The sequence below is a fragment of the Allobosea sp. BK604 genome (assembly GCF_004341515.1).
Lineage (GTDB): Bacteria > Pseudomonadota > Alphaproteobacteria > Rhizobiales > Beijerinckiaceae > Allobosea.
Genome location: NZ_SLZF01000001.1, coordinates 927,664 through 940,222, shown reverse-complemented (window position 1 = coordinate 940,222; position 12,559 = coordinate 927,664). Strand labels below are relative to the sequence as shown.

At 64.6% G+C, this 12,559-nt stretch carries 21 protein-coding genes; all 21 read right to left on the bottom strand.

Going from position 1 to position 12,559, the window contains the following annotated elements; all coding sequences use genetic code 11:
• Positions 1-85: 85 nt before the first annotated feature.
• Positions 86-1,693, bottom strand: coding sequence for a DUF935 domain-containing protein (locus EV560_RS04595; RefSeq protein ID WP_131854406.1), 1,608 nt, complete (start codon positions 1,691-1,693; stop codon positions 86-88).
• 8 nt (positions 1,694-1,701) lie between these two features.
• On the bottom strand, positions 1,702-3,228 hold the full coding sequence (locus EV560_RS04590) for a hypothetical protein (protein ID WP_131854404.1): 1,527 nt from the start codon (positions 3,226-3,228) through the stop codon (positions 1,702-1,704).
• A 184-nt stretch (positions 3,229-3,412) separates the two neighbouring features.
• Positions 3,413-3,976, bottom strand: a complete 564-nt coding sequence (locus EV560_RS04585) for a phage protein Gp27 family protein (protein ID WP_131854401.1) — start codon at positions 3,974-3,976, stop codon at positions 3,413-3,415.
• A gap of 2 nt (positions 3,977-3,978) precedes the next feature.
• The gene (locus tag EV560_RS04580) at positions 3,979-4,275 is read right to left on the bottom strand and encodes a VpaChn25_0724 family phage protein (protein WP_131854399.1); all 297 of its coding nucleotides are present in this window, start codon (positions 4,273-4,275) and stop codon (positions 3,979-3,981) included.
• On the bottom strand, positions 4,272-4,616 hold the full coding sequence (locus EV560_RS04575; RefSeq protein ID WP_131854397.1) for a DUF2730 family protein: 345 nt from the start codon (positions 4,614-4,616) through the stop codon (positions 4,272-4,274). The genes EV560_RS04580 and EV560_RS04575 overlap by 4 nt, the downstream gene beginning before the upstream one ends.
• Positions 4,617-4,664: 48 nt before the next feature.
• Positions 4,665-5,144, bottom strand: a complete 480-nt coding sequence (locus EV560_RS04570) for a hypothetical protein (RefSeq protein ID WP_131854395.1) — start codon at positions 5,142-5,144, stop codon at positions 4,665-4,667.
• 116 nt (positions 5,145-5,260) lie between these two features.
• A complete protein-coding gene (locus tag EV560_RS36160) occupies positions 5,261-6,058 on the bottom strand; it encodes a peptidoglycan-binding protein (protein WP_131854393.1) in 798 nt (265 codons plus the stop codon).
• Between the two features lie 111 nt (positions 6,059-6,169).
• Positions 6,170-7,345: a hypothetical protein gene (locus tag EV560_RS04560; protein ID WP_131854391.1), complete on the bottom strand. Its 1,176-nt coding sequence runs from the start codon at positions 7,343-7,345 to the stop codon at positions 6,170-6,172.
• Positions 7,346-7,410: 65 nt separating this feature from the next.
• Positions 7,411-7,824, bottom strand: coding sequence for a helix-turn-helix domain-containing protein (locus EV560_RS04555; protein WP_131854389.1), 414 nt, complete (start codon positions 7,822-7,824; stop codon positions 7,411-7,413).
• Positions 7,821-8,216, bottom strand: coding sequence for a regulatory protein GemA (locus tag EV560_RS04550; protein ID WP_131854387.1), 396 nt, complete (start codon positions 8,214-8,216; stop codon positions 7,821-7,823). The genes EV560_RS04555 and EV560_RS04550 overlap by 4 nt, the downstream gene beginning before the upstream one ends.
• Positions 8,213-8,437, bottom strand: a complete 225-nt coding sequence (locus EV560_RS04545; RefSeq protein WP_131854385.1) for a hypothetical protein — start codon at positions 8,435-8,437, stop codon at positions 8,213-8,215. The genes EV560_RS04550 and EV560_RS04545 overlap by 4 nt, the downstream gene beginning before the upstream one ends.
• Positions 8,434-8,616 (bottom strand): hypothetical protein, encoded by a 183-nt coding sequence (locus EV560_RS35680; RefSeq protein ID WP_207907940.1) that lies wholly within the window; start codon positions 8,614-8,616, stop codon positions 8,434-8,436. The genes EV560_RS04545 and EV560_RS35680 overlap by 4 nt, the downstream gene beginning before the upstream one ends.
• A 2-nt stretch (positions 8,617-8,618) precedes the next feature.
• Positions 8,619-8,846: a hypothetical protein gene (locus tag EV560_RS04540; RefSeq protein WP_131854383.1), complete on the bottom strand. Its 228-nt coding sequence runs from the start codon at positions 8,844-8,846 to the stop codon at positions 8,619-8,621.
• A complete protein-coding gene (locus EV560_RS04535) occupies positions 8,843-9,118 on the bottom strand; it encodes a hypothetical protein (RefSeq protein ID WP_131854381.1) in 276 nt (91 codons plus the stop codon). The genes EV560_RS04540 and EV560_RS04535 overlap by 4 nt, the downstream gene beginning before the upstream one ends.
• A gap of 8 nt (positions 9,119-9,126) precedes the next feature.
• The gene (locus tag EV560_RS04530; protein WP_465246971.1) at positions 9,127-9,837 is read right to left on the bottom strand and encodes a DUF3164 family protein; all 711 of its coding nucleotides are present in this window, start codon (positions 9,835-9,837) and stop codon (positions 9,127-9,129) included.
• Position 9,838: 1 nt separating this feature from the next.
• The gene (locus EV560_RS04525) at positions 9,839-10,123 is read right to left on the bottom strand and encodes a hypothetical protein (protein ID WP_131854379.1); all 285 of its coding nucleotides are present in this window, start codon (positions 10,121-10,123) and stop codon (positions 9,839-9,841) included.
• On the bottom strand, positions 10,120-10,521 hold the full coding sequence (locus tag EV560_RS04520) for a hypothetical protein (protein ID WP_131854377.1): 402 nt from the start codon (positions 10,519-10,521) through the stop codon (positions 10,120-10,122). The genes EV560_RS04525 and EV560_RS04520 overlap by 4 nt, the downstream gene beginning before the upstream one ends.
• A 2-nt stretch (positions 10,522-10,523) precedes the next feature.
• A complete protein-coding gene (locus EV560_RS04515; RefSeq protein WP_131854375.1) occupies positions 10,524-10,745 on the bottom strand; it encodes a hypothetical protein in 222 nt (73 codons plus the stop codon).
• Complete coding sequence (locus EV560_RS04510) at positions 10,745-11,143, bottom strand: transcriptional regulator (protein ID WP_131854373.1); 399 nt, start codon at positions 11,141-11,143, stop codon at positions 10,745-10,747. Before EV560_RS04510 ends, EV560_RS04515 begins: the two co-directional genes overlap by 1 nt.
• Positions 11,140-11,742: a hypothetical protein gene (locus EV560_RS04505; protein WP_131854371.1), complete on the bottom strand. Its 603-nt coding sequence runs from the start codon at positions 11,740-11,742 to the stop codon at positions 11,140-11,142. The genes EV560_RS04510 and EV560_RS04505 overlap by 4 nt, the downstream gene beginning before the upstream one ends.
• Positions 11,742-12,509: an AAA family ATPase gene (locus EV560_RS04500; protein ID WP_131854369.1), complete on the bottom strand. Its 768-nt coding sequence runs from the start codon at positions 12,507-12,509 to the stop codon at positions 11,742-11,744. The genes EV560_RS04505 and EV560_RS04500 overlap by 1 nt, the downstream gene beginning before the upstream one ends.
• Between the last annotated feature and the right edge of the window lie 50 nt (positions 12,510-12,559).

Below are 12,559 nucleotides of genomic sequence, written 5' to 3'. Positions count from 1 at the left end.
CTCCCGAGCGAGCCAGATTTTTTTGAAACCGGAATTGAACGTCCTGTGGCCCGGCGCGGGGCCTTCCGGCGGACGGGGTGCCGTCTCACTCCAGTCCAGCATCACCACGGCCTCGACCGATCATCGCGCCGATGCCGAGCCGGCGCGCCAGCCGATCGACTGGAAGGTCGGGCGCCAGGCGCGCGAGGGCGGCCTGGAACTCCTCATATGAAGAGGCATCGTCCGCTGCGGCGCGGATCGCGCCGACGATCGGACCGAGGTCGGGCTGCCAGCCGTCAAGCGCCTCGCTGACGAGCTCGTCGACTTCGTCCGGCTCCGGGTTATCGGCCGCAAGGCGAGCGGGACCACAGGACGGGCAGATGCGTGGATCGAGGCGATATGCCGAGGCGGCCGCAGCCTTCTCGACCGGAGTGACTTGCGCAGGCTTCGGCTGCGGCCCGCCCTTGTCAGGCGTCTTCAGAAGAGTGGCGCCGGCGGCCGGCTCCTTCAGCCCGAGCTGGTCATAGATCTGGCTGGCTTCGACTGCGAGGCCGCGATCGACGAACTTGCCGACCGCATCCGACCAGACCTGCAGATCCTTCCGCTCCGCGATCGGGAAATGAACCTTCGGATAGGCTTTCTGCGGGCCGAAGTTCAGGTCGACGATCGGCCGGATCAGCTGCTCCATCAAGGTCAGATGAAGGTCGCGGGCATCTGCCTTCCTGATATCGCCGCGAACCTTGTCGAGCACTTCCTCGCCGGCCTTGCTCGACGCGGTTCCATCGCCCGGCTTGCCGATGACGAGCTTGGAAACCTGCTCGTCGATGAAGCGGGCATTGCTCTCGAACGGCTTGTCGGAAAATCCCTTCGCCTCGACGAAGTCGATCTCCATGCCGATCGGAATGATCGCGGCCGCGTCGCGTCCGAGATTGCGCACGGCGTTGAGCAGGACAGCGCGATCGTCGTTCGAGCTGCCGGGCGAATATTTCCCCAGGCGCAGAGGCATGCCGTAGATTTCGAGGAACTGGGCCCAGTCGCGCATGCTGAAGCTCTTCAGCATGAACGACCAGGCGCCGACTCGCGCCAGGCCGTTGCGGGCCGGCAGGCCCATCTTCAGCAGAGGCACATGGACGATGAACTTCAGCGGATCGAGTGCGACGCCGTCCGGCTCGCCCTGGATGCGCAGCCGGAACCTGGTCCTGGTCTCGCGATCGAACTGGAAGAGTCGCGGATCACGCCAGACGTAGCGCTGCGGGAGCCAGGCCGAGCCCGTCGCCCAAACCGTCTCGACAATCGAATAGCCCTTGGACAGGCCATCGACGAGCATGTCGGGCAAGGTCTGGAAGGCCGGCGTCTCGACGACATTGTTTCGCAGGAAGTCGGCGATCTCGACATCACGTCCGCTCTCCGATGCCGGATCGACCTGGGCATTCAGAGAGGTGATTGCGTTCTTCCTGGTCTCCAGGACGTAGCGATAATGCGGCTCGCGCTCCTCGATCTCCTCGGCCAGGGTCAGGAAATCGTAGTCCTCGCCGAGCGCCGCGTCGCGGAGGGTGCGAGCCAGTCGGGCGGGATTGAGGCCCGGCGCCACCATCTCGTCGAACTGGTGGCGAATGCCGGTGAGTTCCGGCACTGCCCGCTCCTGGGACAGCGCCGAGCGCCGGATCTGGAGCGGAACGCCGTAGGCATCCAACAGGCGGAATGTGTCAGCCATTGCTACCCTCACCACAAGCCGTCATGACGGCCCGGCATCATCGCATCGCGAACCTCGTCGACCGGCCGCATGTTGCGCCTGCCAGGGCGGGCTTCGTCCGCGCCGGCTCGCGCCGACTGATATCCGTAAGCCTCGACCGGATTCCGGGTGGCGGAATAGGCGAGCACGATCGCCATGCCGGCGTCGCCATGGCGCGTGCCGCCGGCGCTGCTCGCAACGCGCAGGTCCGGCAGGCAGGCAATGCCCTTTATGACCTTGAAGGCGCGCAGATCCGCCGCGACCTCGGCGTCGCGTGGAACCGCGATCACGTCGTCTTCGAACGCCGCCTTCACCGGCGGCATCTCGACCCGGTACCATTCGGTCGAGAATTTCACCTCGACCATCTGCGGCCCGAATTTCTGCATTCCGGATTCGGCCAGGCTGGCGCCGATGCCGGTGGCGTCGGTACGTCCGCCGATGAAGCGGGGCAGGCCGCGGACGATCGCGTCGCGGATCTGCTCCTGCTGCTGGAAGGGCACCTTCGACAGCTCGACCAGGAAGGGCACCACGCGGCGCATGAGTCGCGTGATCTGCATCGGGCACATCACAGAGAGGTCGCGCAGACGACCGACGTCCATGCCGAAGCCGGTCATCAGATTGGTGTCGAGCGTTGCCAGCATGACCGGCCGCAGCTCCTCCTCGATCCAACGGTCCACCTCGGCGCGGCGCCGGTTCTCCGGCTCAAGGTTGAAGCTGTCCGGGAACGACAGACGCAGGACAGGCGCGTCCACCATGCGCGCCTCGATCAGCGGCCCGGAAAGCCAGGCGCCAGAGCCTTGCGAGGGGACGCAGTAAAGCTCCTCGTCGGCGCCGGAGCCGTACTTTCCGATCAGCTCCTCTCGCCAGTCCGCCTCCTTCGCCGGCGTCCATTCGCCGTGCTTGTGGGCGTTCATCAGGCAGATGCGCTCGAACAGCCCATCCTTCAGCGCATCGTCGAGGTCGAAGCGGATGAGACCATAGCGCAGCCGACCGGCGCGGATGTCGGTGATCAACTGGTTGAACGGGTTGTCGACGCCGTTATGCGTCGAGATGATCAGCACCTTGCCGCCCCAGATCAGGAAGGCCATGGCGGCCTTGATCAGTTCGGCGAGGTTGTCGACGAAGGCGGCCTCATCGAGGATGGCGAAGCCCTGGCGGCCGCGCAGGCTGCGCGGCTTCGACGAGAGCGCCACGATCGAGAAGCCCGAGGCGAAGTCGATCTTCAGTGCCTTGACGCCGTTCTCCGAACCATCGTCGAAGATGGTCTCGCCGATTTCGCTGCAGACGTGCTCGAACAGCCGCGCCCAGTTGGCCGCCGCATCGATGAACTCTTTCGCCATGTCATGGGAGGTGCCCATGTAGAGCGTATCCATGCCGCCGATGTTGCGAGCGCTGGCCGAGCGCAGCACAGCATCTGCGGCGGCGCCCCAGGTGGCGCCGGTGCGGCGCGACTTCTCGACGACAACGACGTCGTAGCATTCGCAGGCGACCGCGATCGCACTTTGGTAGGCGAGCAATGGCGCGGTCTCGCGCCATCCGACCGCTGTGGCTCGGCCCTGTTGCGACCGGACGGAGATCCACTGATCGCGGGTCGGACGGTCCGTGACGCCAGCGGCCGCAGCGGTCATGGCCATGGTGGCAGCGACGGCTGCTGGCGCGCCCTTGCGGGGGGCCTCTCCAGCCGCTTTGAGGACGTCGGATTCAGCCATTGGACTGGCCGAACAGCATGGCCTTGAAAGCTTCCTTCGCCTCGGCCGAGATGCCCTTGACCGCGCCGACCTTCTCGATCGCGGCCTCGGCCTTTTCCTTGAACTCCGCTTCGAGCTTGGTCCTGCGAACGGCGGACATGGCCTGGCCCTTCACCGTGTCATGGTAGGCGCGCGCAAGTTCCATCGCCTCCTTCGGCGAGCGCTGGGCTGCGTCTGTCTGGGTCAGCTCGAAGACGAGCATCTTGATGAACTCGCCCAGGACGATCGAGTTGTCGTCGACCTTCTCAGGCGTGAACTGGTCGGCGATGCCGGTGAAGATGTAGCGGGCTTCGTCGAGACGGATCTGCACCGCTCGCAGCTTCAGCGCTTTGCGATTGAAGGCCTGCCAGGAGATCGGCTCGACATCCTTCGCGGCCAGCCGCTCGTTGAGTTCGGCCAGGATCTCGATCTGGGTACGCTGACGCTGGTTGAGTTCGCCGATCGCCCAGACGATATCGTCCTGGGCGTGTTCGGGCACCAGGTCGAGAGAGGACAGCCGGTTCTTCGTCCCGGCCATCGTCACAACTCCCGCGACGGCCGCTTGACGCCCTCGATGACGACGCGGCGATTGACATGGTCGCTGCCCTTGGCGGTCAGCGTCGCGACCCGGACGCTGCCGGCCTCGACGACACGAACGGCGCCCATTTCCTGCAGCCAGTTGAGTTCGTCATGAACCCAGTCACGCGACTTGGTGATGCCGAAGGCTTCCAGATTGACGCGCAGTAGCTCGCTGTTGAGCCGGCCGTCCGGTTGCTCCTCGAGGGTGCGCAGCACGATGAGGCGCGCCTCGGTGCGGATGAGAAGATCCATGCTCATCGCTTGGCTTGCTCCAACAAGAATTCCTGCAACCGGTCGGAGATCTTGGCGACGGGCTGCAGCTGGGCGCCAAGCGCCTTCAGCTCGCCTTTCATCTGCTCCAGCGAGACATTGATGCTGTGCACGCTGTCCCGATCCGGAAGGTGGCGGAACTCGCCCTCGAGCTTGGCGATGCGGTCCTCGGCCTTGTCGATCTTGTCGATCGCGAGCGTGAATTTCGCATCGAGCGTCGAAACGGCGTGTTCATGGTCCGCCCGAGTGACGAACTTGGAGGCGAGCATGATAACGGCCACCTGGCTCGCCAGAACGAGCACGGTTCCGTATTGCTGCAGGAAGGCCATCACGTCGTTCACGGCAAGTCCTCAGGTGCCGCCGCAGCGGGCCAGGCATCAGGCGGCGGCGGGCACTGCCGGCGGCAAAGCCACCAGCGGCGAAGAGACGAACTGGATCTGAGCCAGCTTGGAGCGGAGCATGGTCTGGAGCTGCGCTTCGTCGAGGCCGAAGAACTTCACGGCATCGGGCACGGCGCGCGTGACGTAGTTCACCCCCTCAGCCAGGGCGGCGGACTGGACCTCGATCTTCGACAGCTTCTGACTGGCAAGGTCGGTGGCCATCGACAGCCCCCAGCCCGCGGCGGTCATCAGTGCGGAGTGCAGGGCGTCGCGATGGCTTTTCTCCATCTGCACGCCGAAGACGCGTTGAACGAGCCTGCCGAGGAAGCCGATCGCCGCGAGGGCGACAGCGGACAGCGTGGTCTCGAGATACGGCTTGATCCCGAGCACGAGCGGCGACGCGTCGATGGTGGCCGCTGTGGTGGGGGCGGCAAGGGCGATGGCGAATGCCGCCGCCAGGAAGACTTTGGGGTACATGACAACCTTTCACGAGAAGCGGGGGCAGATGCCCAAAGACGGGGCTTGCGCCCCGATGGCTCGATCACGGCGCCGGTGACGACACCCGCGCGGCGACAGACGTGGATGCGGCCAGGTCAGGCCGCCACGGCGACGTAAAGGGCAGCCCAGGTTTTCGGGCCGACGATGCCGTCGTCCTTCAGTCCAGCACGCTGCTGGAAGGTGCGGACTGCAAGCTCGGTTGCGGCGCCGAAGTCGCCGTCGAGAGTGAGCGCCAAGCCGAACTTGCGCAGACGCGCCTGCAGGATCTCGACGGCGTCATTATCCGAGCCGCGGCGCAGCACCGGGTTATCGGCATTGTCGTTGGCGATGTCGCCGGCTGCGAGCGCGGCCACCTCGCGCTTGGCGATCGCCAAGAGAGCGCGTCGATCGGCGAGGCCGTTCTTGCCACCGTTGATGAGGCGCGTGACGCCGATGATGTCGTCGTTGTCCGCGGCTTGGTTGATCTTGCGCTCACGCCAGTAGAGACCGGCGATCCGTAACGAAATTACTGGGTCGGCCGCGATCTCGGGATTGCGCTCCAGGTCGAGCCCGAGCATGGGGCCGTATTGTCGGTAGTTCGCCCGGCCGGTGAGCTGAAATACTCCGCGGCCATGAAAAAGAGCGCCGTCGCCCGGCCTAATATTGCCGAGATCGGCACGGCCATCATAGCGTTCAAAATGGGCCGCCCCACCATACTCCTCTAAGGTGCGAAAGCGGTCCGTCTCGTGCGCCGCCTGGGGGAGAAAGTGCTCAATCCGACGAGGCGTATTGATCTCAAACTCGGCGAGGACCGCCGGTAGCGCACGGCCGACCGGCTCCATTATCGCGAGCTTCCCCCCCGGCGCGAGAGCACGCAAGACTTTCGGGCCGAGCTTCTCGACAATGGCCACCATGAAGGCCTCCGTTAGGAGGCCGCTTGAGGGATCAGGCCGACCTCGAGATGAACAGGTGGTCCTGATAATCTCGAGTTCTGAGGGCCGCGCGGCCCCTGACGTGTGTCAGGGCTACTTGAGGTAGTCCCGCGCCATGTTGGGCTCAGGCAGCTGGCCTCGGCTTATGCGTTTCAAATGCTCAGCATGACGATCAATCGGTTCGGACAGGGGAGGAAATAACTCGTGAAAGCCCGCAACTAGGGCCTGTGCCATTTTATTGAGTCCGCTCAGCAGCCGATGAAGGTCTTCCACGCGCTCTCTAATGTGCTGCTTTAGTCGTACCGAGTCATCTCCGGAAGCTTCAAGATAAACTTGGTCCACCTCGCCGCCATTGTGCTCATAGACGTGGCGTCGCAGAAACATACGACGCAAGAAGGCTTTCTCTCCCTCAGCCATATCGGCGGTCAGATCAATATCGAACCACATCAATACACTAAGCGTCGCCTCCAAATCGTGGAAACGCCCCCTTCGGAGCCGCTCAGCGCGCCTTCTGGAGAGCGGAACCAAGCGGAGAAGCTCGCGTCCAATCTGCCCCACCAGAGTGTCGAAGGCCGATATCGCATCTCTTACAACAATGTGAGAATTTTCGACTGTTACTAGCTGGCGAAGCTTCGCGATTCGCTGACGAAAAGCGTCAAGATCGTTTCGTGTTCCACAACACGAGCAGTACGCAAACTGGCCGAGAACATCATTAAACTCACCACACGCGTCGCATGTGAACTTGTTCTGCTGTGAGGTTTCCGAGACGTAAAACGCTGGCTTCTCGCCTTCTCGTCCAACAGCGTCGGCGATTTCATCAAAATCGATCTGAAACTCCCGATCGAGATTGTCTTCTCCGAGCTTGACGATCAGCTCGCAGTACCGCCTCACATATTTACGCTGAGCGTCCGACAAGAAGAACTGCGGACCGTCTTGGTGGCGGCAGTAAGGGCACAGATTCGGAAGCGCACCGCTACGCCAGTATCCCCGGCAAGCCTGACAGGTGTGACCGAATCTTCCTTCGCTATCTGACGCGATCATAACTAAAGTACATCCGCCCATGGGGGGAGGATCCGCGTCACCGCCTAACCGGCCCGGCGCCACGGCGAGGCCTGCCGTAAGCAGAACCCAATATGTCACCATCTCAGCAGGTACAGGGCGTGTGAAGACAAACTGCCAGAATGACTGCTTCATTCCATCTTCGCCGGTTTGAATACGAAGTATAAACCGTCCGCCACAGTGGCCTATTTCCTGGAATTCGTCGCCCATCAGAATGCTCGGCCCCTAAGGTTGGTTCCTCGCATTTTAGTCAGCGGTAGAGAGGAGGACACTAATCAAAACAGCTTAAGCTGCCCGCTGTTATGCTCGCGCTGCCTCTTACGGAAGCGTCTGGCAGTGCGCTCGGTGACACCGGCCGCAGCTGCCATTTGGTTAGCCGAGGCGCCGCGCGAAGCGGCTTCCGCCAGCGCCCTCGCGGTGCGCTGCCGCCAAGCATTGAAGCTCCCAGCGGGACCAAGCGGTATCGTGAGTTTCTGACGCGACCGGCCCGAGCAGAAATGATCACTCAGAAGCTGAGCCTTTCCGGCTCCGACAGTTTGGACGAGCCAGTTGTCCGGCGTCAGCCGTGCGACGACGAACACCTCCTGACCGCCCTTTGCCTCGGCGATCGCCAGAGCCGCGTCGATGCCGGCGACCTCGGCGATCTCGGCGAGCAGCGCCGGCAGTTCTGGCCAGCCCAGCCGTGTCATTCCTGCCCCCGCAGTCGCTTCTGCCAGGCCTTGAGCTGCTCGATCGCCTCGCGCGCCTGCGGCGGCTTGAGGAATTCTGGCGCTGAAATCTTGAAGCGGGTCTCGACCCAGCTCCGCAGCGCCTCGCGGTCGAGCGGACCCGAATGCAGCGCGCCCCACAGGGCGTAGATCATGCGGATCTCGGCGCGCTTAGCCGCCGGCCTGGTCGAGACCTTCGGCTTCCAGCCGAGCCGCTGCATCGCGGCGAGGACCGCCTCGGCCTGCCGATCGGATAGGAGCTTGGCGCTATTAACGCCGGAGACCCGTACGAGGAGCGCGCGGTATTCGCCGTCCTCGAGGCGTAGGTCTTTCTTGGCGATATGGATCTTCGCCAGCATATCGCGATGGGTCACCGTTCCGCCCTCGCGATCGCGGCCTGCAGCTCGACCGCCTTTCGGGTTAGCTGCTTCAAGCGGGTTTCAAGGATGGTCGAGCGCCTGGGCTTCACGGTCTCGATGACCGCGATCAGCCGCGCGCGCTCGGCGTTGAGCTTCGCCAGATCGTGCCTCGCCAGCAGCGCCATCAGCGGCGCAGTATCGGATGGTGCGGGCGGGATCGGGCGGGCCATCATCATGACCTCGGGCTCGACACCGAAAGCGTGATAGTAAGGCCTGCGACGAGAGCAGCGGCGCCGAAGAGGCCGAGCAGAAGGCCGATGCGGCGACTGAAGCGGTCCTTGTCCTCTTGGCCATAGCTGACGAGCCTGGAGCCCAGGAGAAGGCAGACACAGCCGGCGATGAGAAGGATGACCATGATCACGGAGCCTTTCTGGCTGCGACGAGCGTGGCGAAGTACCGACCGGTGGCCGTGAGACGGGCGCGCTTCTGGCGCTTGTGGAGCATGACCGTGGTCAGCCCCTTGTCGGCCAGACGCTCGTAGATCGACGGGCGGTCGCGGGTGATGTCGAGGAAGGTCTCGCCGGTGAGGGCGTGCAGCTTCACCAGCGCCCTTTCCTCCGGCGGCGTGAACGCGCGCATGCTCACCGACCTTCCTCCGGGATCAGCTTGCAGTCCGACGCCGGCACGGCGAAGACCAGGCCGTCATCGACGCGGATGCGCAGATGGCTTTCCGAGCTCGGCCCGACGACGCGGGCCTTGAAAACGAGCTCGCCCTTCGCATGATCGAAGGTGTCGACCTGGACCAGGGCACCTGCTGGGAAGTCGGCCGGCGACTTGCACAGGCGGTCGAAGGCGTCGAGCACGAGCGCGGCGTAAGGGTCGCGCTCCTCGATCGGCTTGAGCTTGCGGAGAGCCATCGGGAGCCTCACGCCGCCGCGAGGTCGATGGTGACCGGTTCGAAGCGGTCCCGCGGGCTCTTGCGCTGGTAGAAGCGGACATACTCCTTCGTGCCGTTGGGCTTGATGGCGCTGCGGACAGCGTCCATCGCCCGCTTCCAGCGATCGTCCCCGATGTCGAGCCGCATCAACGAGAACAGCTCGGCCTTGTTGATCTGACCTTCCTTCTCGACGTTGAAGACGCGGGTGACGATGGCGCGGATCTCGGCGCGGCTGTCCGCGCCCCACTCGACCAGGCACTCGTCGATGAGTGACTTGGCCTGCTGCAGCTGCGGACCGAACTCGATCACATCGGCGATCTGGATCTGCACCTTCATCAGCCCGTCATGGGTCTGGAAGGTGACGTTGCCCTTGGCACCGCCCTTCGTGGCGCCGTACTCCTGATCGAGCAGCGCCTGAAAACCACTGAGGTCGGCGAAGGTGTGCGCTTTGAAGCGGGCGATCTGCGCCGAGAGGTCGAGGGCGAAGGCCATGACCTTGCGCACTGTCTCGTCTTCCAGCTTGTCCTCAGCGTTGACCAGAGAGAGCGGGACGAGGTGCCCCTTGACGTCCCGCATATAGGGCTGGCCGTCGACGGTGGTGATGCCGGTCGAGAGCGCCGGGACGGGGCGGCTAGGCGCGAACTCGATATCTGCGGCCGCAGACAGGATGGGCATGGTTTCAGGCTGGGCGGTCTGCATCTTAGGTCCTCTGGCTGGGTTCGGTGGTGGCGCCATGCAGCGCGAGGAGCGCGAGTGACATGGCTGTGATTTCGAGGGTGGAGACGCGCACCGCCTCGCGCTCGGGCGAAGCGATGACGCGCTCGGCGACCGCGATCGGGTCGATCGGCGCCGTGACGCGCAGGCGTCCGCTGGAGACCAGCCATTGGAGCTGGCCCATGACCTGGTCGAGCACGAGCTGGCCGGCGAGGTCCGCCGGGCCAATCTCGCGGGCAACGCCGGCGGCGAGATGGGAGAGCGCGTTCATGCCGGCTCTCCGCTGCCGAGCGGGAAGGTGACAACGTTACTGTCGCCGATCGGCGTGGCGAGCGAGGCGATCCCGGCCCGACGCGGGACACGAACGGGGCCGGGATCGCCATCCAGCCGCGCCTGGATGACGCGCTGCTGGTCTTTCAACGCCGCTTGATAAGAGCGCGAGCCCGTCTCGCCGATGCCGGCGAGATCCTGCGCCATGGCGTGCAGCTCGTCGTCGAGCTCCTCGGCCTCGCGGGCGCGGGCCTCTAGCTCATCTGCGCGGCGGGCTGCCTTCGAGAGCAGGCCGGCCAGCCGGCGGCAGGCGCCGGGCGAAAGCATGGTCTCGTGCTTGGCGTGACTGCGCAGCAGCTTGGCGCAGGCGCGCAGATCGAGAGAGACGATCTCCACCATCGTCACGCTCCCCGCACCAGGTTGCGGGCGCGGGCATGGGCGCGTCGCTCGCCGCGGTCGATCGAGGCGAAGACGAGCAGGCCGGCGATGCCGATGCCGCTACCAGCCAGCGCGAAGAACCAGCTGGCCTCAACGACGATGGTGTGCGCGGTGACATAGCCGCCGATGAAAGGGCCGAGCACGGCGGCCGCGAGCGCGAGCAATTTCACGATGGAGGAAACCATCAGGCGACATCCTTCTGCTGGCGGTTGGGGCAGGTTTTGCAGGCGTGGAAAAGGCGCGCGCGGGTGGAGTTCGTCGCGACGAAGGGGCGCGCCTGTTCGTCCAGGCAGCGGTCGCGGCCGATCTCGTCGAGGATCGGGCAGAGCACCGTCTCCCCGATCAGGGCGCCGCGGATTGTGGCAAAGAGCTTGGGCAGATCGCCGGGATACTTGTTGGCGAGCACGTAACTAATCGTGGCGTCCGAGTAGCCGAGACGCTTCGCGACAGCGCGCGAGGTCTGCGCCTTGCACGCTGCTGCAAGCGCCGCGACCTCGCGCGGGATACTCTCCCCCCAGGCGGCCTGCGCCTTGGCCAGCGCGTCGAGCTTGCCGGCCGAGCCGGAAATCGGGCCGCGGTTCATGCCGCCCTCCCGATCAGTGCCGGCTCGTTAAGGTTAACGACCCGCATCAAATTGAGATCGAAGCAGGCCTTCTCGGGTCGCATCACGATCGGCGCGCGCGGACCGCTGTTGCGGATAAGCCGGTAGATCTGCGTTTGCCGACGCTCTGGAGCGTGGCCCGCAACTGCCAGATATCCGGTGCGGAGGAGGTCTTGGACGTACCCCGAGGCCGTTTCGCGAGCGATGACGAGCGTGTCGGTGGAAGCGGCGTCAGCTAGCTCGCTCGACCGGAACTGCCCGAGTGAGCGGATCGCGGTCCAGAGCGCCTGCTGGCGCTGCCCGAGAGTGCTATCGCCTCGGCGCAAAGGCGGAGCGTCGCCCAGATTGACGATCTTGTAGCGGTGCGTGGCGGTGGCTCCGCGTTGGCCGGCCGAGACGACGCGGACAACGTTCTCGGCCAAGAGGAAGGCGAGGTAGTTCTCGATCGTCTTGCGGTGGCCGACGCCCGCGATATCGACGACGATGCGCGAGGTGAACTCGCCATAGTGTTTCTGCAGGCCGGTCATGATCCGCCAGTAGGCAAGGCGGCCTTGGTCGGGATTAGGGATCGAGCTGGCCATCAGCCGAACCTCTTCACGCGCGGCGGGTGCTTGCCGTTGATGAAATCCGGCACCGGCCCGGCCACCGTCAGGCTGGCGAGCCCTTGGGCGGCCATAAACTGCCGGCAGAGATTGAGATTGGAGACGACGATGCGCGCACGGCCCTCAGAGGCCTTCCGGATGGCTTCCAGCACCTCGTCGTCGATCAGAGCCGCGCCAAAAGCGCGCTGGACCAGCTTGCGGCAATCTTCGAGGTCGACGGGCTGCGCCGGGGTCCAGGAGATGACGCGGCCATAGACGCGTTCGACCTTGGCCAGCTTGTCCGGCAAGGCTTCCTCACCGATCAGGATGATGGGCGCCTGGGATTTGTCCGCGATCTCACGGATGTTCTCGATCATGCCGCGGTCGACCAGCTTATCGGCCTCGTCGATGAACAGCGGCGGGTGCTCGGGCATCGAGAGGAGCTCGATCACCTGCCGGGTCAGCTCCGAGAGCGTGCCCTTGGGCTTGAGCACGCCGAGCTCGAACAGGATGTTCGAGATCAGATCCTTCTTGGTCCAGCTGACGCCAATCTCGACGCGCGGGCCGCCCGTCTTGATCTGAGCGAAGCGGGTCGCCTCGGTCTTGCCGTAGCCGGAATAACCGTAGAAGCAGCCGAACTGGTCATCATCGGGGCTGCGGTCCCGCATGGTCTGAACCAGCCCCATCATCGCCACGACATTCTTCAGCAGCGCCGGCGGCCGGCGAAGCTTCGAAACGTCCTGGCTGATATCCGCATGTGCATTCATGTTTGTTTCCTGACGACGTGGTTGGCTCCGGTTCTGGAGCCGGTTTTTGG